Origin of the sequence: Herminiimonas sp. Marseille-P9896 (assembly GCF_903993245.1) — a bacterium.
GTDB lineage: Bacteria > Pseudomonadota > Gammaproteobacteria > Burkholderiales > Burkholderiaceae_D > Oxalicibacterium > Oxalicibacterium contaminans.
In genome coordinates this window covers 880942-900024 of record NZ_CAJEVT010000003.1, presented here as the reverse complement: position 1 = coordinate 900024, position 19083 = coordinate 880942, and the positions used below count along the sequence as shown (strand labels likewise).

The 19083-nt window shown below is 54.1% G+C and carries 17 protein-coding genes; 3 read left to right on the top strand and 14 right to left on the bottom strand.

Annotated elements, in window-relative coordinates; translation table 11 throughout:
• Window positions 1-232: 232 nt before the first annotated feature.
• The 4 genes from H7U06_RS14460 to H7U06_RS14445 all read right to left on the bottom strand — a co-directional run bounded on the left by H7U06_RS14460 (window position 233) and on the right by H7U06_RS14445 (window position 6558).
• A complete protein-coding gene (locus H7U06_RS14460; protein WP_175626878.1) occupies window positions 233-1678 on the bottom strand; it encodes an efflux transporter outer membrane subunit in 1446 nt (481 codons plus the stop codon).
• A gap of 2 nt (window positions 1679-1680) precedes the next feature.
• Window positions 1681-4899 carry an efflux RND transporter permease subunit gene (locus H7U06_RS14455; RefSeq protein ID WP_175626790.1) on the bottom strand — a complete coding sequence of 1073 codons (3219 nt, stop codon included), beginning with the start codon at window positions 4897-4899 and terminating at the stop codon, window positions 1681-1683.
• Window positions 4900-4952: 53 nt separating this feature from the next.
• Window positions 4953-6179 (bottom strand): efflux RND transporter periplasmic adaptor subunit, encoded by a 1227-nt coding sequence (locus H7U06_RS14450; RefSeq protein WP_175626789.1) that lies wholly within the window; start codon window positions 6177-6179, stop codon window positions 4953-4955.
• A 196-nt stretch (window positions 6180-6375) separates the two neighbouring features.
• On the bottom strand, window positions 6376-6558 hold the full coding sequence (locus H7U06_RS14445; RefSeq protein ID WP_175626788.1) for a hypothetical protein: 183 nt from the start codon (window positions 6556-6558) through the stop codon (window positions 6376-6378).
• Between the two features lie 213 nt (window positions 6559-6771).
• On the opposite strand from H7U06_RS14445, the gene H7U06_RS14440 reads away from it, so the two are divergent.
• The gene (locus H7U06_RS14440) at window positions 6772-7413 is read left to right on the top strand and encodes a TetR/AcrR family transcriptional regulator (protein WP_175626787.1); all 642 of its coding nucleotides are present in this window, start codon (window positions 6772-6774) and stop codon (window positions 7411-7413) included.
• A 49-nt stretch (window positions 7414-7462) separates the two neighbouring features.
• Here the strand turns inward: H7U06_RS14440 and H7U06_RS14435 are convergent, their stop codons facing one another.
• Window positions 7463-8068, bottom strand: a complete 606-nt coding sequence (locus tag H7U06_RS14435) for a DUF924 family protein (protein ID WP_217703469.1) — start codon at window positions 8066-8068, stop codon at window positions 7463-7465.
• A gap of 72 nt (window positions 8069-8140) precedes the next feature.
• On the bottom strand, window positions 8141-8329 hold the full coding sequence (locus H7U06_RS14430; protein ID WP_124573964.1) for a YjfB family protein: 189 nt from the start codon (window positions 8327-8329) through the stop codon (window positions 8141-8143).
• Between the two features lie 237 nt (window positions 8330-8566).
• Between H7U06_RS14430 and cls the strand changes: the two genes are divergently transcribed.
• Window positions 8567-9964 carry a cardiolipin synthase gene (gene cls / locus H7U06_RS14425; protein WP_175626786.1) on the top strand — a complete coding sequence of 466 codons (1398 nt, stop codon included), beginning with the start codon at window positions 8567-8569 and terminating at the stop codon, window positions 9962-9964.
• A gap of 10 nt (window positions 9965-9974) precedes the next feature.
• Here cls and H7U06_RS14420 read toward each other — a convergent pair whose 3' ends face one another.
• Entirely contained in the window at window positions 9975-10322 is a 348-nt protein-coding gene (locus tag H7U06_RS14420; RefSeq protein WP_175626785.1) for a helix-turn-helix domain-containing protein, read from the bottom strand.
• 108 nt (window positions 10323-10430) lie between these two features.
• Here H7U06_RS14420 and H7U06_RS14415 point away from each other — a divergent pair, with 108 nt between their 5' ends.
• Window positions 10431-10994 (top strand): NAD(P)H-dependent oxidoreductase, encoded by a 564-nt coding sequence (locus H7U06_RS14415; RefSeq protein WP_175626784.1) that lies wholly within the window; start codon window positions 10431-10433, stop codon window positions 10992-10994.
• A 10-nt stretch (window positions 10995-11004) separates the two neighbouring features.
• Here the strand turns inward: H7U06_RS14415 and H7U06_RS14410 are convergent, their stop codons facing one another.
• The 7 genes from H7U06_RS14410 to H7U06_RS14380 form a co-directional block, all read right to left on the bottom strand.
• The gene (locus H7U06_RS14410) at window positions 11005-11370 is read right to left on the bottom strand and encodes a glyoxalase superfamily protein (RefSeq protein ID WP_175626783.1); all 366 of its coding nucleotides are present in this window, start codon (window positions 11368-11370) and stop codon (window positions 11005-11007) included.
• Between the two features lie 119 nt (window positions 11371-11489).
• On the bottom strand, window positions 11490-13667 hold the full coding sequence (gene katG, locus H7U06_RS14405; RefSeq protein ID WP_175626782.1) for a catalase/peroxidase HPI: 2178 nt from the start codon (window positions 13665-13667) through the stop codon (window positions 11490-11492).
• A gap of 365 nt (window positions 13668-14032) precedes the next feature.
• On the bottom strand, window positions 14033-14728 hold the full coding sequence (locus tag H7U06_RS14400) for an ABC transporter ATP-binding protein (protein WP_175626781.1): 696 nt from the start codon (window positions 14726-14728) through the stop codon (window positions 14033-14035).
• Window positions 14725-15480, bottom strand: coding sequence for an ABC transporter ATP-binding protein (locus H7U06_RS14395; RefSeq protein WP_175626780.1), 756 nt, complete (start codon window positions 15478-15480; stop codon window positions 14725-14727). The genes H7U06_RS14400 and H7U06_RS14395 overlap by 4 nt, the downstream gene beginning before the upstream one ends.
• Window positions 15477-16745 carry a branched-chain amino acid ABC transporter permease gene (locus tag H7U06_RS14390; RefSeq protein WP_370458629.1) on the bottom strand — a complete coding sequence of 423 codons (1269 nt, stop codon included), beginning with the start codon at window positions 16743-16745 and terminating at the stop codon, window positions 15477-15479. The genes H7U06_RS14395 and H7U06_RS14390 overlap by 4 nt, the downstream gene beginning before the upstream one ends.
• Before the next feature lie 2 nt (window positions 16746-16747).
• Window positions 16748-17695: a branched-chain amino acid ABC transporter permease gene (locus H7U06_RS14385; protein ID WP_175626778.1), complete on the bottom strand. Its 948-nt coding sequence runs from the start codon at window positions 17693-17695 to the stop codon at window positions 16748-16750.
• 100 nt (window positions 17696-17795) lie between these two features.
• The gene (locus H7U06_RS14380; protein WP_175626777.1) at window positions 17796-19034 is read right to left on the bottom strand and encodes a branched-chain amino acid ABC transporter substrate-binding protein; all 1239 of its coding nucleotides are present in this window, start codon (window positions 19032-19034) and stop codon (window positions 17796-17798) included.
• Window positions 19035-19083 lie beyond the last annotated feature (49 nt).

Below are 19083 nucleotides of genomic sequence, written 5' to 3'. Positions count from 1 at the left end.
TCTTATCCGAACTGCGATAGCTGCATCATATTATCGCAAGGCGCGTTTTTACGGCAGCAGTTTGCCGCAAACAATTGCAAGCAAAAGTGAAGATCATCACATAAAGATGGGAGCAGGCATTGCCGGATGGAAAACCAGCCGGGCAGATGTACACAACCGTGAGCAGATAAAAAAACGCCGACTGGAAAACTGCTTCCAATCGGCGTCAACTACAGCACCTCGCAAACTTTACTTATGGCTGGACTGCCAGTGCCAGGCCATCCTTGGCGGCGGGCGTATCCCAGCCGCCACCGAGTGCACGTATCAGGCCCACTGATGCGATGGCGCGCTGACCGGTACTGCGTATCTTCGAACGTTGTGTCGACAGGCTGGAACGCTGCGCATCGATCACTTCAAAGTAGCTGGCCGAACCATAGCGATAACGTGAATCAGCCAGACGTGCGGCCAGTTGCGCCGAGCTGACGGCTTGGTCTTCGAACTGCAGCTGACGATCCAGCGTCCGCAAAGCGGTCAGGTTGTCTTCGACATCCTGGAAGCCGACCAGTACTTGTTGACGATAGTTGGCAACCAGCGCTTCGTAGTTGGCATCGGCACGTTCCAGGTTCGAGCGGTTACGACCACCGTCAAACAAAGGCATGCTGAGTATGGTGCCAACTACCGGACCCAGCATCCAGCTGCGGCTCGACCATTTGAACAAATCGCGCAATTCATTCGACTCGTAACCAGCCGATCCGGTCAGCAGCAGTTTCGGGAAGAACGCTGCCTTGGCCGCGCCTATACGTGCACTGGAAGCTGCCAGCTGACGCTGCGCCTGGGCGATGTCAGGACGACGTTCCAGCAAATCGGACGGCAAACCAGACGGCACCGTCACCACGGCCGCCGCCAGTGGCGCGGCAGGCAAGGTGAATTCAGCCGGAGCCTTGCCCAGCAAAATCGCCAATGCATGGTCACGTTGCGCACGTTGACGCTTGACGCCTTCCAGTTCAGCACTGGTCGTGGCCCATTCAGTCTTCGCCTGCGCTACTTCCAGCTCGCTGGTGTCACCGGCCTTGTAGCGATGCTGTGTCAGCTCCAGTGCTTCCTGGCGCAAGGACACGGTCTTTTGCAAGACTTCCAGTTCCGAATCCAGCGAACGTATCGTGAAGTACTGTTGCGCGACGTCAGACTGCAAAGCCAGCAGAACCGAACGGTAAGCCGCTTCCTGCCCTTCCGCATCCAGCTTGGCGGCACGGCTGGCATCGGACAGACGGCCAAACAAATCCACTTCATAGCCGAAACTCAAAGGTGCACGATAAGTAGTGCTGGCAGCTTGCGCATTGCCACTGCGGGTCGGGCCGACACCAACGTCTACCTGCACGCCGCGATCTGCATCGACCACACCGGCAATCGCACGTGCATCTTTCACACGCGCCAGAGCAATCGCCAGATTCAGATTGGCCTTGCCTGCTTCCACGATCAGCTCACTCAATTGATCGTCGCCAAACACCTTCCACCAGGCACCCCGATCTTTATTGTCGGCCGGTGCTGCCAGCTTCCATGCGCCATCCAGCGCAGTGGCTTGCTCACGGTAGGCTGTCGGCAAATCCAGCTTGAGCTGTTCCGGCGGCCGCGCCGTCGAGCAACCGGCCAGTACCAGCGTCGCCACCATCGTGCTCAGAGATAAATTAAATTTCTTCATCATCACACCTCGTAATTGTGCGGAGTATCCGCTACCGCAACCGGGGCGTGATGTGCGACATACGCTTCATCTTCCACCACCTTCTTGCGGGTAAATTTCTTTTCCAGCGTACGCAACAGCACGTAGAAGATAGGCGTCAGAAACAAGCCAAACGCAGTCACACCTATCATGCCGGAGAACACTGCCACACCCATCGCATGACGCATCTCTGCACCCGCACCGGTCGACAGGATCAGCGGTACCACACCAGCGATAAACGCAATCGACGTCATCAGGATAGGACGCAGACGCAAGCGCGCTGCTTCAATCGCTGCTTCGTAGATGCCACGTCCCTGATGCTCCAGTTCACGCGCAAACTCGACGATCAGAATCGCATTCTTACAGGCCAGCCCCACCAGCACGATCAGACTGATCTGCGTGAAGATGTTATTGTCGCCACCCGTCAACCAGACACCGAAGATGGCCGACAGCAAGCCCATAGGGACGATCAGCAACACCGCCAGCGGCAAGGTCAGGCTTTCATACTGCGCAGCCAGCACGAAGAACACCAGCAGCATCGCCAACGGCAAGATCACAAACAAGGTATCGCCAGCGATCTTGTCCTGATACGTGATCTCGGTCCATTCATAGCTGATGCCGCGTGGCAGTGTTTCTGCCAGCAAGCGCTCTACCACTGCCTGCGCCTGACCGGTGCTGTAACCAGGAGCCGGACCGCCATTCACGTCCGCTGCCGGGAAACCGTTGTAGCGGATGAATTGATCAGGGCCGTAGCTCTGTGTCATTTTCAGTACCGACGACAAAGGCACCATTTCGCCATTCTTGTTACGCGCTTTCAGCAAACCGACGTCTTCAGCATGGGCACGGAACGGTGCATCTGCTTGCACGCGCACCTGGAAGGTACGACCGAATTTATTAAAGTCGTTGACGTACAGCGAACCGAGGTAAACCTGCAAGGTATCGAACACCGCCGGTACCGACAGCCCCAGTTGCTGGGCTCGGGTGCGATCCAGGTTCGCATACAGTTGCGGCACGTTGATTTGATAGCTGGAGAACATGCCAGCCAGCTCAGGTGCCTGGTAGGCTTTGGCCAGGAAGGCTTTCAACGCATCATCCAATGCTTCCTTGCCCAATGCACCACGGTCCTGGATCTGTAGCTTGAAGCCACCGATGGTACCCAGGCCCTGCACTGGTGGTGGCGGGAACATCGCAATGTAAGCGCCTTTGATGCCAGACATTTGCTGGTTCAGCTTCTGTGCAATCGCCGGGCCGCTCAGGTCTTTGCTGCGACGTTCGTCAAACGGTTTGAGCGTCATAAATACAATGCCGGAGCTCGGGCTGTTAACGAAACCGTTAATCGACAAGCCAGGGAACGCTACCGCGGATTCCACGCCCGGTGTCTTCATACCGATTTCAGACATTTGACGAATTACGTCTTCAGTACGATCCAGCGACGATGCATCCGGCAATTGTGCGAAACCAACCAGGTACTGTTTATCCTGGCCAGGAATAAAGCCGGCCGGTACATGATGGAACAGGAACATGGTCGCACCTATCAGTGCGGCATACACACCCAGTGCAACTGTCTTGCGTTTCAGGATGCCGGTTACACCACCACCGTAGTTTTCCGAACCGCGATGGAATACTTTATTGAAGCGGACAAAGAACCAGCCAAACGCCCGATCAATCGCTAACTGGAATTTGTCTTTAGGCGCACCGTGGCTCTTCAGCAGCAAGGCAGCCAAGGCAGGCGACAAGGTCAGCGAATTGAACGCCGAGATCACAGTCGAAATCGCGATCGTCAATGCGAACTGCTTAAAGAATTGACCAGTCAGGCCGCTGACAAATGCGAGTGGCACGAACACTGCCGACAAGGTCAGCGCAATCGCGATAATCGGCCCCGACACTTCGCGCATCGCCTTATACGTTGCTTCGCGTGCGGTCAGACCGTCTTCAATATTCCGCTCGACGTTCTCCACCACCACAATCGCATCATCGACCACGATACCGATTGCCAGCACCAGTCCGAACAGACTGAGCGCATTGATCGAAAAGCCCAGCCCCATCATCACTGCGAACGTACCGATGACCGAGACCGGTACCGCCAGCAAAGGAATAATGGATGCACGCCAGGTTTGCAGGAAGATGATCACGACGATCACGACCAGCAGGATCGCTTCCAGCAGGGTATGTACCACCGCTTTGATCGATGCACGTACGAACTGGGTCGGATCATAGACGATGCTGTAATCGACGCCTTCCGGCATATCTTTCTTCAGCTCAATCATGGTCTTGCGCACATTATTCGAAATATCGAGTGCGTTGGAGCCAGGTGACTGGAAGATAGGAATCGCGACCGCCGACTTATTGTTCAGCAGGGAACGCAAAGCGTACTCGCTCGCGCCCAACTCAACCCGTGCCACATCACGTAAACGTGTGACGACACCATCCGGCGACGTACGAATCACGATATCGCGGAACTCGTCTTCGGTCGTCAGACGACCTTGTGCATTCACCGAGATCTGGTAATCGACACCCGGCACCGATGGCGACGCACCGATCACACCAGCCGCAACGTTAACGTTTTGCTGGCGTATCGCATCGACTACATCATTGGCGGACAAACCACGTTCCGCTACTTTGCGTGGATCGAGCCAGACGCGCATCGAGTAGTCACCGGAGCCGAACAATTGCACTGCACCTATCCCTTGCAAACGTGCCAGCCGGTCCTTCACATTCAGCACGGCATAGTTACGCAGATAAGCCATGTCGTAGCGATCGTTAGGCGAGACCAGATGGACCACCATCGTCAGGTCGGGCGAGCTCTTGGTCGTGGTCACACCGAGGCGTTGCACCACGTCAGGCAGGCGCGGCAACGCCTGGTTGACGCGGTTCTGCACCAATTGCTGCGCCTGGTCTGGCGAGACACCAAGTTTGAAAGTAACGGTCAGCGTCATCAGACCGTCAGAGGTAGCCTGCGACTGCATGTACAACATGCCTTCGACGCCGTTGATCTGTTCTTCTATCGGGGTGGATACGGTTTCCGCGATGGTTTGCGGATTGGCACCCGGGAAGTTGGCTTTGACCACCACGGATGGCGGCACGACTTCCGGATATTCAGAGATCGGCAGGTTCAGCATCGAGATCAAACCACCGATCAGGATGATGGCCGACAATACGCCGGCAAAGATGGGGCGATCGATAAAAAATCGAGAGATATTCATTTCAGTTTTTCTTTTTAAATGTGGGGAGCGTAGTCAGCCAGGTCGTTCCTGAATTAGTTGACTGCGCTGGAAGCCGCCTGCCCTGCCGGCTTCACTGTATTGGCACTCGCAACACGTGCATCCATCTTCACAACTTCCGGTGTCACCGTGTCATTCGGACGTATGCGTTGCAAACCGTTGACGACGATGCGCTCGTCTTTTTGCAAACCGCTACGTACCACGCGCAAGCCATCGACGATAGGACCAAGGCTGACCGGGCGATATACAGCTTTGTTATCAGCACCGACCACCATCACGTATTTCTTGTCCTGGTCGGTACCGACTGCCTTGTCGTCAATCAGCAATGCATTCTTCGCATTTGCATCACCGGTACGGACACGCGCATACATGCCTGGAGTCAGTGTGCCGTCTTCGTTATCGAATACGGCACGTACACGTATCGTGCCGGAACCGGTATCAAGACGGTTATCGAAGGACTTCACATGACCATTGCGCGGATAGCCGTCTTCGCTGGTCAGGCCGATAGAAACCGGAACGCGGTTCACACCGCTATTACCAACCGTGCCATTACCTGCATAGCGGATATAAGTAGGTTCATCGATTTCAAAATTGACGTAGACCGGTGACACCGACACCACGGTGGTCAGCGTTGGTGCAGTCGGGCCGGTCGCGACCAGATTACCCACGGTGATTTCTGCGCGCGAAACACGACCGGCAACCGGTGCGGTGATTTCGGTGTATTGCAAATTCAGGCGCGCGCTCAATACGGCTGCATCGGTTGCTTTCAGATTCGCATCGGCTTCCTGCAAGGCATTTTCACGTGTATCGAGTTCACGTTGTGCCACTGCACGTTCTTCCAGCAAACGCTTGGTACGTTCGAGTTCGGTTTTGGCCAGTGCCAGACGCGCTTGTGCGCCAGCACGCGCAGCTTCGGCACGCGCCAGTTCTGCTTTATATGGACGTGGGTCGATGGTGAACAGCAAAGCGCCTTTCTTCACCAATTGGCCATCCTGGAAATGCACGGCATCGATGGTGCCGGACACGCGTGGCCGTATCTCAACCCGCTCGACGGCTTCTACCCGTCCGGAGAAGTCATCCCATTCGGTAACCGAACGTTCCAGTACGCTGGCAACGGTGACGCTGACTGCGGCAGGTGCTGCGGCTGGCGTTTTTTCAGCGCGACCGGTGAGCGATACCGTCGCCGCGCCTACTATCAATAAGACGCCGACCGCGATCGCGATGGCGCTACGGGAAAAACGTGGAGTAGTCGATGTTTTCATTTTCATTCCCTGAAAAGTAATCTGTAAAAAATAGGTAGTTAAGAAGTGCCGGGCTAAGCCTGAAGATGAAAAATCAACATCGCTTCGCGTTTTCCCCTCCGGTCGCTGCTTTGCTTGCAGGATCCGGGAACGACAAAATGCCAGGCAGCCGACGCGTGTCGGCAATTAGTGGCATGATGTCGGTCTTGCGCATGATTCAGTGCTGGGCAGGCAGGCTCTGTCCGAAGTTGCCCAGTGAGACGGTTGCACCGGCCCACACAGCACCGCCGGTCAGAGCGCTGTCGTAAATCATGTCTTGCAATGCCTCATTACGCATCGCGGCAGACAGCGCGAGCGTACTGGCAGCAACAACGGTTATTTGGTAGAGACGGTTTTTCATTTGGTACACTCGCTGTTTACTAAGTAAATAAGTATTGATAGATAGAAACTAAAAGAACGATCCTTGATGGCCGCAAGGCCCAGAAAATATTTTCGTTAAATATTTCAATTTCATGACATTTTCATATTTCATAGTGATCGCTATGAAAGTATGATGTGACTGTATATTGCTTGTTTTCGTCTGTCAAGGGGTTTACTATCGATCGCTATGGAAATGGAAAATAAATCCGCACAAACCGACAAACCACGTAAAAAAGGTGGTCGGCCGCTCTCTTTCGACCGCGAAGCTGCGCTGGAACGCGCGATGCTGGTGTTTTGGCGTTACGGCTATGAAGCCGCGTCGCTGAGCGAACTGACGTCCGCGATGGGCATTACGCCGCCCAGCCTGTATGCGGCTTTCGGCGACAAAGAACAACTCTTCCTGGAAGCGGTGGAGCGCTACTCCACCAAACGATGCGACGCGCTGCAGGATATGTTTGCGCAAGCACCGACCGCGCGTGATGCCATCGAACGTTTATTGCAAAGCAGCGCCGTTGATAACACCTGTCCGAGCCACCCGCCCGGATGCCTGGTCGTCATGGCCGCTACCAATTGCTCCGCTTCTGCCGAACATGTGCAAACCGTGATGACCGAACGCCGCGAGAATATCGAAGGCATGATCACGGCGCGGATAGAACAAGGCATACAGGAAGGTGAACTGCCGACCAGCATAGATGCTGCCACGCTGGCGAATTTTTATGCTGCGGTGCTGCAGGGTATGACTATGCAGGCTCGAGATACCTGCGACCGCGATAAACTGCTGGCGATAGCCTCTGCCGCGATGCGTGCCTGGCCGGTAGCAAAAGTAGCAGCCTGAAACAAAACAGCGGGCATCCTGCCCGCTGTTTGCATATTCCCATCAGAAATCAGAACGAGGAGCCCGGCGTTTGCAGAAACGCATGCTCCTCTGCCGTCGTCTCACGTCCAAAGATCTCGTTCCGGTGCGGAAAACGACCGAAGCGCGCTACGATATCCCTGTGCTTGATCGCAAACTGGACAAAACCAGCAAAGGTTTCCTTATGCGATGCAGGCACATCCTGCAGCAACTGTTCAAACAATTGTACGGAACGGTGCTGATGCTCCAGCACTTCGGAATGTTCAAGCGGAAGGTAAAGAAAGACCCGTTCTATCGGGCGTAAATGACGTTCAAAGCCATGATCCAGCGCTATCAGCGTCCATTGTAGCGCCAGCGCATCGAAGGCAAATGAAGTTGGCAAGCCGCGATACATATTGCGCGGGAATTGATCCGTCAGCAGGATCAGCGCCAGCAAGTCACGCGGTTGCGCGGCCCACTCATCCAGCTCGCCGTTGGCGGCAGCCAGGGTACTGGCCTTGAAGCGGGCACTGATGGCCTGGTCCATTGCCGTATCCTTGGACCACCAGAGCTTGTTTTGTTGTGTCGCGGTTTTAGTGTCGTCAGATTCGTCGCCGAACCAGAATCTCAATACCGCATCTGCCGTTTCCATCGTCATGCCATCTCCTGTGCTAACCACCGTATCGTGCAGCTATGGTCGCATAGCTTGCCACAATCCGGAAGTCGGCAATCAGGCGGTGGTATTGACGTTTTGTCCTATGTTGGCAGGCAAGCTGACTTTAGGAATGGCATCGAGCAAGGTCGTTGCTGTCGTGCTTTGGATATCCATAGCCTTCTTGAATACCGTCAACGCTACTTCGTTGCTGGTACGTTGCTGTGCCATGCTGCTGGCCAGGCTGGCAATATTGCTTACGTCCATATCCACCTCACATCTACGCGCCGGGAGTGACGCTACTCCTGCTATATCGGCAGCTTTCCGGATTTCTTTACGGTTTCTTAATCCATAAGTTATTTACCTCACCCAACTATGCAATTAAACACTGCTATAAACAGTATTTAATGGCAAGATTAAGCGCGCCCCTGGCTTTGCTTTCATTTGTTTACAAGCAAAAAACTATCGGCCTTTAAAACCACTAACAAAAATATCCACTAAGAAATGTCCAAACACTTTTTGCGTGATCACTTTTTGCTTAGGCTTACTCTCGCGGGGCTTAGTCTCGCACTGAGCGCATGCGCTTCCCTGCCCGATGTGCAGTACCTCAAAACATCGCTGCAACCACAAGACTCGGCGACCATACAAACCGCCCAGGGCAATACCCTCTCCAAGGAAAAAACCGAATCGTTGCTGGCGCGTCGCCTGCGCAGTGACAATGTGGCCCTGCCTGAACTGGCAGCACTGGAAGAAGCCGCGACTGGCAGCCCGCTCATCGCTGGCAATAAACTCACCTTGCTCAATGATGGCCCGGACACCATACGTGCGATGCTGGCGGCGATACGCGCAGCCAAGGATCACGTCAATCTGGAGACCTATATCTTCAACGAAGATGCGCTAGGCACCGAGTTCGCCGAACTGCTGATGCAAAAGCAGCGCGATGGTGTGCAGGTCAATATCATTTACGACAGCATAGGCTCTCTCAGCACACCGCCGGAATTCTTCCAGAAACTGCGTGACAGTGGCATCAACCTGCTGGAATTCAGCCCGGTCAATCCTTTCAAGCGCGCTTTCTCGACACGCTTAAACAATCGTGACCATCGCAAGATACTGGTGGTCGATGGTCGCATCGCATTCACTGGCGGCATCAATATCAGCAGCGACTACTCATCCAGCTCACTATTCCGTTCGAACAAGAAACAAAGCGACCAGGACCTGGGATGGCGTGACACACATATACAAGTCGAAGGCCCGGCCGTCGCTTCCTTCCAGTGGCTTTTCATGCAAACCTGGGTCAGCCAGAAAAACGAAAACCTCTCAAAACGAAATTACTTCCCGCCGCTGACACGCATGGGCGACAAGATGGTGCGCGTGATAGGCAGCGAACCAGGTGGCAACTATGAGATGTACAAAGCCTATGCACTCGCCATGCAGGAAGCCAAAGTGTCTATCCATGTCACGAATGCCTACTTCGTGCCGGATGTGCAATTGGTGCAAGCGATTACCAATGCAGCGAAACGCGGTGTCGATGTGAAGATGGTCTTCCCCGGCATGTCGGATGTCGGCCTGGTCATGCACGCAGGTCGTTCGTTTTATACAGAACTATTGGCGGCTGGCGTACGCGTCTTTGAATTGCAGGCATCGGTGCTGCATGCCAAAACCGCTGTGATCGATGGCTACTGGTCCACCATAGGCTCAACCAATCTGGACATGCGCAGCTTCCTGCACAATAGAGAAGTAAATCTGATCACACTGGATAAGGCTTTCGGTGATGTGATGGAAAGCGCCTTCAACGAGGATCTGAAAAACTCGATAGAAATCACAGCCGAAGAATGGGACAAACGCCCTTTCTCAAATCGCATGAAAGAATGGATGGCGCGACGCCTCGAGTACTGGTTGTAAAGGACCTCAGTTACTCGCCATCGCGACGCACACGCGCCGCCGTGATGCGTTCAAAGTGCACCTGCCCCCAATCGCACATCGCATTGATAATCTCGCCTAGCGACAAGCCAAATTCGGTCGGCTTGTACTCCACCCGCGGTGGCACCTCCGGATAAACGATGCGCTCGATCACGCCATCGCTTTCCAGCTCACGTAACTGCTCGGTCAATACTTTTTGCGAAATGCCTGGCATCAACCGGCGCAATTCGCCGGGTCGTTGTACCTGTTCCAGCAAATGACACAGTATCGTGCACTTCCATTTGCCACCTATCAGGTACAGCGTCGCATCGATAGGAAACTTGAATCCCGTGACTTTCATAACTTCACCTATCTCTAATGGATAAATCAGCAGGCACAAAAAAGTGCCTACTTTTCAGGCACTGCCTGCATTGCTAGGATGCGTCATCAACAAGTTTAAGGACACATCATGAACAGCAACAAGATTCTCGTTATTGTGACGCATCCCGACATCCACAAGTCCGTGGTCAATAATAGATGGCTGCAGGAACTACAAAAGAATACGGACCTCGTCACCATCCATCAACTGCATGAACAATATCCGGACGGGCGTATCGATGTGGCGGCAGAACAAAAGCTGCTGCTGGAGCACGACACCATCATCCTGCAATTTCCGTTTTACTGGTTCAGCACCCCACCGCTATTGAAGCAATGGCAGGACGAAGTACTGACACATGGATTTGCCTATGGTCGCGGTACCGAGAAGTTGGCTGGGAAACGGATAGGCGTCGCTGTCTCGGCGGGCATCAAGGCCGTCGACTACAATCAGAACGGACGCTATCACTACACACTGGAAGAACTGCTACGCCCGCTGCGCGTGACAATTGAATACATCAGCGCGGAATACTTGCCGACCTTTGCCTGCTACGGTGTGGAACACGGCATTTCGGATGCAGACCTGGATGCGAATGCAGGACAGTACTTGCAATACATCAGGGAACTGGCCGCGGACCATTGCTGCGTCGCGGATTAGCCGGATGCAATCAGTCAGGCGACTGCTGGCAAAAACGCAAGTGATTGCCAAACGGATCGGCGATATCCATCATGCGTCCCCATGGTAAATCCTGCACACCCGGCTTGGCGTTCTTATAGTCTTTCGCCAGCAGCTCTGCATGCAGGCTATCGATATCGTCTATAGGGATAAAGATCGCCGAGCCCGGCGTCGCATCACCGTGATGCTCACTCAAATGCAGGATTAGCGACGAACGTCGCACCTGCATATACAACGGGAAGTTATCTCCGAAGCGATGTTCCCAATCGCAGCTGAAGCCGAGGAAATCAAAATAAAATTCGCTGGCTTTGGCTTCGTCAAAGATACGGATGATGGGAATCGCGGCGGATATCTGCATGGCTGTTATCGCTAGGTGTAGGTACAGCGATTATGGCTGAATTAACTTAAGGCGCAAATAAAAAAGCGATGCATCCGTACAGATGCATCGCTTTCCTGATTCAGACTATCTTGCTGCGTTTATGCCAGATCGAAGCGATCCGCGTTCATGACCTTGACCCAGGCGGCAACGAAATCCTTGACGAATTTTTCTTTCGCATCGGATTCGGCATAGACCTCAGCCACCGAACGCAGGATGGAGTTGGAGCCAAAGACCAGATCCGCACGCGTGCCTGTCCATTTGACTTCACCACTCTTGCGATCGCGACCTTCGAACACATTCGCATCGTTCTCCACTGCTTTCCACTGCGTACGCATATCCAACAGATTGAGCAGCACTTCATTGTTCAGCACGCCTGGTGTCTTGGTCAGTACACCATGCTTAGCACCACCCACGTTGATGTTGATTGCGCGCAGACCACCGATGAGCACTGTCAGTTCAGGCACGCTCAGACACAGCAACTGTGCCTTATCTATCAGCGCAACTTCGGCTGGCACACCGTTCTTCTTGCTGACGTAATTGCGGAAACCATCGGTACGTGGCTCCAGCGCAGCGAAGGATTCCACATCCGTCTGATCCTGACGTGCATCATTGCGTCCCGCAGTAAATGGCACGGTGATGTTGACACCCGCAGCCTTGGCAGCCTGCTCCACGCCCGCGCTACCCGCCAGCACGATCAGGTCGGCCAATGAAATCTGCTTGCCGCCGGTAGCAGACTGATTGAATTCAGCCTGTATGCCTTCCAGTACCTTCAACACCTTGGCCAGTTGCGCAGGCTGGTTGACTTCCCAGTCCTTCATCGGTGCCAGGCGGATGCGTGCACCGTTGGCACCACCACGCTTGTCCGAACCACGGAAGGTCGAAGCCGATGCCCATGCGGTGCCTACCAGTTCGCTCACGGACAAACCAGAAGTCAGCAACTTGGCTTTCAGTGCTGCGACATCAGCGGCATCCACCAGTTTGTAATCCACTTCCGGAATCGGGTCTTGCCAGATCAATTCTTCCTTCGGTACTTCCGGACCAAGATAGCGCGAACGCGGACCCATATCGCGGTGCGTCAGCTTGAACCAGGCACGGGCAAATGCTTCGGCAAAGGCTTGCGGATCTTCATGGAAGCGTTTCGAAATCTTGCCAAACTCCGGATCAAAACGCAGCGTCAGATCGGTGGTCAGCATAGTCGGCTTGTGGAATTTGCCCTTGACGTGTGCGTCAGGGATGATTTCCTCGGCATTCTTCGCCACCCACTGCTTGGCTCCTGCCGGCGACTTGGTGATTTCCCATTCAAAGTTGAACAGGTTTTCAAAGAAGTTATTACTCCACAGTGCAGGCGTCTTGGTCCAGGTTACTTCGAGGCCACTGGACACCGTATCCTTGCCGTGACCCTGGCCGAAGTTGCTGATCCAGCCCAGGCCTTGCGCTTCTATAGGTGCACCTTCAGGTTCAGGTCCCTTGTGCGATTCAGGTGCCGCTCCGTGGGTTTTACCAAAGGTATGACCACCGGCGATCAGCGCGACGATTTCTTCATCATCCATCGCCATGCGGTAGAACGTTGCACGAATATCCTTGGCTGCTGCCATATAGTCGCCGCTGCCGTCCGGGCCTTCCGGGTTCACATAGATAAGGCCCATGTGCGTTGCCGCCAGGTCTTCATTGAGGTCGCGATCACCGCTAAAACGTTTGTCGGTAGCCAGCCAGGTCGTCTCTGCGCCCCAGTTAACATCTGTGTCCGGTTCCCACACGTCTGCACGACCACCGGCAAAACCGAAAGTACGGAAGCCCATGGATTCCAGCGCCACATTGCCGGTCAGTACCAGCAAGTCTGCCCATGAAATGCGCTGACCATATTTTTGTTTGATAGGCCACAGCAAACGGCGCGATTTATCGATGTTGACGTTGTCCGGCCAGGAATTAAGCGGCGCAAAACGTTGCTGTCCGCGTCCACCACCACCGCGACCATCCATGATGCGGTAGGTGCCGGTTGCATGCCAGGCCATGCGTACGAATTGTGGGCCGTAGTGACCGAAGTCGGCTGGCCACCAATCCTGGCTATCGGTCATCAGCTTGACCAGGTCTGCCTTCAGCGCCTTGTAGTCAAGCTTCTTGAATTCTTCGGCGTAATTGAATTTTTCGCCCAAAGGGTTGGATTTGTTCGAATGCTGGTTGAGCACATCGACGCGTAACTGGTTGGGCCACCAGTCTCTGTTAGTAGTGCCGCCACTCGCGGCATGGGGAAAAGGACACTTGGTTTCGCTTGACATGATGGAGTCTCCTGAGTTGGCGTGGCTCTGTATGAGCCACGTAAAATTAATCGAAAAGGAAGGCAACCACTACAGACTACTGCTCGAGTCCCGCTCAATGGCCGTACGCAATAGCTGCCAGGACTTCAAGCCAGAGCGGCGATGACGATGGCAAGGGCGACTGCAACAAAGATCGGGACATACAGACTCCTGAATAGTGACCGCCTATGAACTTTATACAGAAACTATCGAAATCAGAATTTGATTGTTTAAATATATCGGATAGGCGATAACTATCCCATGTGAGGAGTAAGGTAATTCAGAGCAACTGTGGGAGCAAGAAGAATATGGAAGTGACAGGTGTAAAAGTGGCATTCGGGTCGCGCTCAGACGCCGAGCCATTCTTTCCTGATCGCCGCTTGCATCTGTAAATCCTGCGGACTGCCTTCAAACACAATCTGGCCATGCCCCATCACATACACACGCTGCGAAATCTCGAGTGCTATAGCAAGCTTCTGTTCTATCATTAAAACCGACACACCGCGTTGCCGCAACTCCTGCAGGAAGTTTGCAACCAGTACCACCATTTGCGGGGCCAGGCCTTCGGTAGGCTCATCGATCATGATCAGGTCGGGATCACCCATCAAGGTACGACACAGGGCCAGCATTTGCTGCTCACCGCCGGATAACACGCCTGCCTGCACGTGCTGCCGTTCCTCCAAACGCGGAAACAGACGATACATATCGTCCGCGCTCCAGCGCGATTTCTGCTGCGCACCCAGCAACAGGTTTTGCGCCACCGTCAGCGTTGGGAATACTTCGCGACTCTCGGCGACATAGCCCAAACCCTTGCGTGCAATCTTGTAGGTAGGCACACCGAGGATTTCTTCGCCCTTGAAACGGATGGAACCCGTCGCTTCGACCATACCCATCGCGGTCTTGACCATGGTCGAGCGCCCTACTCCATTGCGTCCGAGCAGGCTGACTATCTCGCCCTGTGCGATGGAGAGGTTGATGCCATGCAAAACATGGCTCTTGCCGTAAAAGGCATGCAGGTTTTTAATTTCCAGCAAGGCGCTCATGCTGACTCCACCGTGCCGAGATAGGCTTGTTGCACCAAAGGATTATTGCGGATGTTGTCAGGCGTATCGCAAGCGATGATTTCGCCATAAACCAATACTGCAATCTGATCTGCCAGGCCGAACACCACATCCATATCGTGTTCCACCATTAGCAAACTCTTACCGACACTGACCTTGCGTATCAACTCGACCACAGCATCCGATTCCGAACGGCTCATGCCGGCGGTCGGCTCATCAAGCAGAATCACGCTGGCGCCACCCGCTATCGTGATGCCTATCTCCAGCGCACGTTGCTCCGCATAGCTGAGAAAATCTGCTTCTACGTTGCGACGCTGCTGCAAACCTATCTCTTCCATCACCTGCTCGGCACGCTGTGTGACATCGCGCAAGCCATTCAGCCTTTGCCAGAATGAATAGCGATAACCGAGCGACCATAGCACCGCACAACGCAGGTTTTCAAACACACTCAGGCGATGAAAAATATTCGTGATCTGGAAGCTGCGCGACAAACCACGCCGGTTGATTTGATACGGCTTCTGCCCGACGATACTGCTGCCATTCAGCAGGATGTCGCCGCTGCTCACTGGAAAACGCCCTGAGATCAGGTTGAACAAAGTCGACTTACCCGCCCCGTTCGGCCCTATCAATGCGAGGCGTTGGCCTTGCGGCAACTGCAAGTTGGCGCCGCAAATAATCTCGGCATTGCCGAAGCTTTTGCGTACATCTTTCAATTCCAGTGCAAGCTGACTCATGGCCGCACCTGCAAGGTATTTTCGATATCCAGATTGACCGCCGTCCACGTCTGTTGCAAACGAGGTCGCGCACGCCACCACAGCAAAATGCCGAGCGCCAGCGGCAACAAACCCGTCAGCCAGCTCAACGGCTGTGCGGTGTCCAGCGTCCAGCCCGACAAGATCAGCGTCGTGCCATGCCGTGCATTCAGACTCAGGTGATACAGCATCTCAACCAGCACCACAAAGCCAACCAGCATCAGCGCCACCGCCACGCAAGTCAGCAACAAAGGCCGAGCCATGTACGCCAGCTTGCGATGGCGCAGCAAATACACGAACTGCATCAGCAAACCTGCGATACCACCCGGTGCCAGCATCACCAGCAAGACAAAAAACACGCCCAGATAGAGCTGCCATGCATTCGTAAAATTGGACAAGACCACGGTCAGGAAGACACCGACGATAGCGCCTATGATGGGGCCAAAGAAAAAGCCGGTACCACCTATGAAGGTGAACAGCAGGATCATGCCGGAGCGCAAGGCGCTGACATTTTCTGCGCTGACGATTTCAAAATTGATGGCTGTTAACGCACCGGAAATTCCGGCAAAGAAAGCGGATAGCATCAAGGTCAGATAGCGCACCCATTGCGGATCGTAGCCGATGAACTCAGCTCGCTCCGGATTGTCACGCACTGCGTTGATGATGCGCCCCAGCGGTGTTTGCGTAAATGCATACATCGCGATGGTACTCAGCAACAGCCAGGCCGCAATCAGGTAATACACCTCGATCTGTGGACCATAAGTAATACCGAAGAAAGCTTCACCCACCACGCGATCAGTAAAGATGCCGCCCTCGCCGCCAAAGAATTCCGGGAACATCAGCGAGCAGGCAAACACCAGTTCGACGATACCCAGGGTAATCATCGCGAAGGTGGTACCGGATTTCCGCGTCGTCACATAACCGAACAAGGCACCGAAAAACAAACCGGCGACGCCACCAACCAAAGGAATCAGCGTAATCGGGATATGCAGATTGCCTGCCGCGACCAGGTTGATCGCATGGATCGCGCAAAAAGCACCCAGCCCGGAATACACAGCATGACCGAAAGACAGCATGCCGCCCTGCCCGAGCAACATGTTGTACGACAGTGCAAAGATGATGAAAGTACCCATCTGGCATAACAGCGACAGCGCCGCGCTTTGCGTAAAGACGAGTGGCGCGAACACCAGCAGCGCGATATAGCCGCCCCAGATCAGGCAACGTTGACGATAGCTAACAGCTGCCATGCTCATGCGTCCCTCTTTCCAAGCAAACCCTTGGGTCGGAAGATCAGGATTAACACCAGCAATAAATAAGGCAGGATAGGTGCGACTTGCGAAATCGTCAGTCGCAGCACGCTATAACCGGGCGCATCGGTATTGATGTTGATGCCGATAGCAGCCAACGCATGCAGCAAGGAGAAGTCGAGTGCCACCGCAAAAGTCTGCAGCACGCCGATCAGCAAGGATGCCAGCAAGGCACCGCCCAGTGAGCCCATGCCACCGACCACCACCACGACAAAAATGATACTACCCAGCGCATGTGCCATATGCGGCTCAGTGACAAAAGCATTACCACCGATGACACCAGCCAATCCAGCCAGCGCACAACCACCAGCGAATACCCACATAAACACGCGCGGCACATTGTGCCCCAGCGCCTCCACCATCTGCGGATGCGTCAAAGCCGCCTGTATCACCAGGCCTATGCGCGTGCGCGTCAATGTGAAGTAAATGGCGACCAGCATCAGGATCGCCACCAGCATCATGAAGCCGCGATAAATAGGAAAAGTAGTCGTGTAGAGGGTAAAGAGCGAACCCTGCAATTCCGCCGGAATGGTGTATGGAACCGCGACCCGGCCCCAGATCAATTGCACCACTTCGACGATGACGTAGGACAAACCAAAAGTGAATAGCAACTCGGGGATGTGTCCGTATTTGTGTACGACACGCAAGCCATAACGTTCGACCAGCGCACCGAGCAAACCTACTGCCAGCGGCGCCAGCACCAGCGCGGGCCAGAAACCGATAGCGGTGCTGATGCTATAGGCGAAGTAAGCCCCTATCATGTAAAAACTGGCATGCGCGAAATTCAAAACGCCCATCATGCTGAAAATCAGCGTCAGTCCGGACGACAGCATAAACAGCAGCAAGCCGTAGCTCAAACCATTCAGCAATGAGATCAGCGTAAATTCCACGTGCCCGTTCTCTCCTGTCCAGGCATGCAGCGGCACACCTGGTTCTTCTTCATTTCATACAAGGGGGATCATGCCGCACCGGATGGGCGGCATCACGGTACTAGTGTGACGGACGCTTCATCTGGCACGAAGTAGGTTGCGCAGCAACATAAGCATCGATCTTTTGATCGGTACGCCAGCCATAACCGGTGTTTTCCTGATCGAACTTCACATCAGTGTTGTTCTGCTTGACCCAGGTAGCAATATACAAGGGTTGCTGTGCCTGGTGATCGGATTTACGCATTTCCACCTCACCGTTCAGGCTTTTTACTTTCATGCCTTCCATCGCCAGCGCGACTTTCAAAGGATCGGTCGAACCGCTTTCCCTGAATGCCTGGCCCAGCATGGAGAGCACAGTGTAGGACGCCATCGCGTAATAATCATCGTTGTATTTCTTTTTGAAGCCTTCGATGATTTCCTTGCCCGCGTAGGTTTCATTGTTCAGGTTCCAGTAGGCCACATACTTGACGCGATCCAGGCCTGCCGCGCCCATCGCGGTCGGCACGCCGGTAGTCGCCGCATACAAGGTATAGAAATTGGCTTTCAGGTCGGCGTCGCGTGCCGCCTTCACCAGCAAGGCCAGATCCGCGCCCCAATTGGCTGTGACTATCGTATCTGCACCGGATGCCTTCATCTTCGCCACGTAAGGTGAGAAATCCTTGACTTGACCGATAGGATGCAAATCATCACCGACAATCTGTACGTCCGGGCGCTTGCGGCTCATATAAGCACGGGTCGTACGCGATACTTCCTGACCCAGCGCATAGTTCTGGCCGATGATGTAAATCTTCTTGATCTTCCGATCCTTGGCCATAAAGGTGGTCAGTGACTCCAGCTTCATCTCGGAATTGGCGTCAAAACGGAAATGCCAGAAGCTGCATTTGCTATTCGTCAGCGCCGGATCACCCGCCGAGTGATTCAGGAACAGCACTTCCTTGCCCGGATTGCGGTCATTGTGTTTATTGATGGCATCGATCAGCGCCAATGCCACGCCTGAACCATTACCCTGCGTAATGTAACGGTAGCCCTGGTCGATCGCCGATTTCAGCTGGATCAGTGATTCCTGCGGACTCCCCTTGTTATCGAAGCCGACGATCTCCACTGTATTCTGACCGCCCCATTGTTTCTGATTCGACAGTTCAGCAATCGTCTTGAAACTGTTGAACAGGTTCTGTCCTACCGGTGCGAACGGGCCGGACAGCGGATCAATAAAGGCGATCCGGACATTTTCAGCAAAGGAAGTGGAAGCAGAGACAGTGAAAGCGGCAGCAAGTACGAGGGATGGAATACGCATGAGCATTAGTCGGTAATTTTCTTCTCGGAAATAATGGTCATTTTTATACCATATA

Coding starts and splice junctions, on each gene's coding strand:
- H7U06_RS14450 (WP_175626789.1), bottom strand. CDS start 6,179: ATGAAAACATCGACTACTCCACGTTTTTCCCGTAGCGCCATCGCGATC.
- cls (WP_175626786.1), top strand. CDS start 8,567: ATGTCCAAACACTTTTTGCGTGATCACTTTTTGCTTAGGCTTACTCTC.
- H7U06_RS14415 (WP_175626784.1), top strand. CDS start 10,431: ATGAACAGCAACAAGATTCTCGTTATTGTGACGCATCCCGACATCCAC.
- H7U06_RS14440 (WP_175626787.1), top strand. CDS start 6,772: ATGGAAAATAAATCCGCACAAACCGACAAACCACGTAAAAAAGGTGGT.
- H7U06_RS14455 (WP_175626790.1), bottom strand. CDS start 4,899: ATGAATATCTCTCGATTTTTTATCGATCGCCCCATCTTTGCCGGCGTA.
- H7U06_RS14390 (WP_370458629.1), bottom strand. CDS start 16,745: ATGGCAGCTGTTAGCTATCGTCAACGTTGCCTGATCTGGGGCGGCTAT.
- H7U06_RS14410 (WP_175626783.1), bottom strand. CDS start 11,370: ATGCAGATATCCGCCGCGATTCCCATCATCCGTATCTTTGACGAAGCC.
- H7U06_RS14395 (WP_175626780.1), bottom strand. CDS start 15,480: ATGAGTCAGCTTGCACTGGAATTGAAAGATGTACGCAAAAGCTTCGGC.
- H7U06_RS14400 (WP_175626781.1), bottom strand. CDS start 14,728: ATGAGCGCCTTGCTGGAAATTAAAAACCTGCATGCCTTTTACGGCAAG.
- H7U06_RS14380 (WP_175626777.1), bottom strand. CDS start 19,034: ATGCTCATGCGTATTCCATCCCTCGTACTTGCTGCCGCTTTCACTGTC.
- H7U06_RS14435 (WP_217703469.1), bottom strand. CDS start 8,068: ATGACGATGGAAACGGCAGATGCGGTATTGAGATTCTGGTTCGGCGAC.
- H7U06_RS14460 (WP_175626878.1), bottom strand. CDS start 1,678: ATGAAGAAATTTAATTTATCTCTGAGCACGATGGTGGCGACGCTGGTA.
- H7U06_RS14430 (WP_124573964.1), bottom strand. CDS start 8,329: ATGGACGTAAGCAATATTGCCAGCCTGGCCAGCAGCATGGCACAGCAA.
- H7U06_RS14445 (WP_175626788.1), bottom strand. CDS start 6,558: ATGAAAAACCGTCTCTACCAAATAACCGTTGTTGCTGCCAGTACGCTC.
- H7U06_RS14420 (WP_175626785.1), bottom strand. CDS start 10,322: ATGAAAGTCACGGGATTCAAGTTTCCTATCGATGCGACGCTGTACCTG.
- katG (WP_175626782.1), bottom strand. CDS start 13,667: ATGTCAAGCGAAACCAAGTGTCCTTTTCCCCATGCCGCGAGTGGCGGC.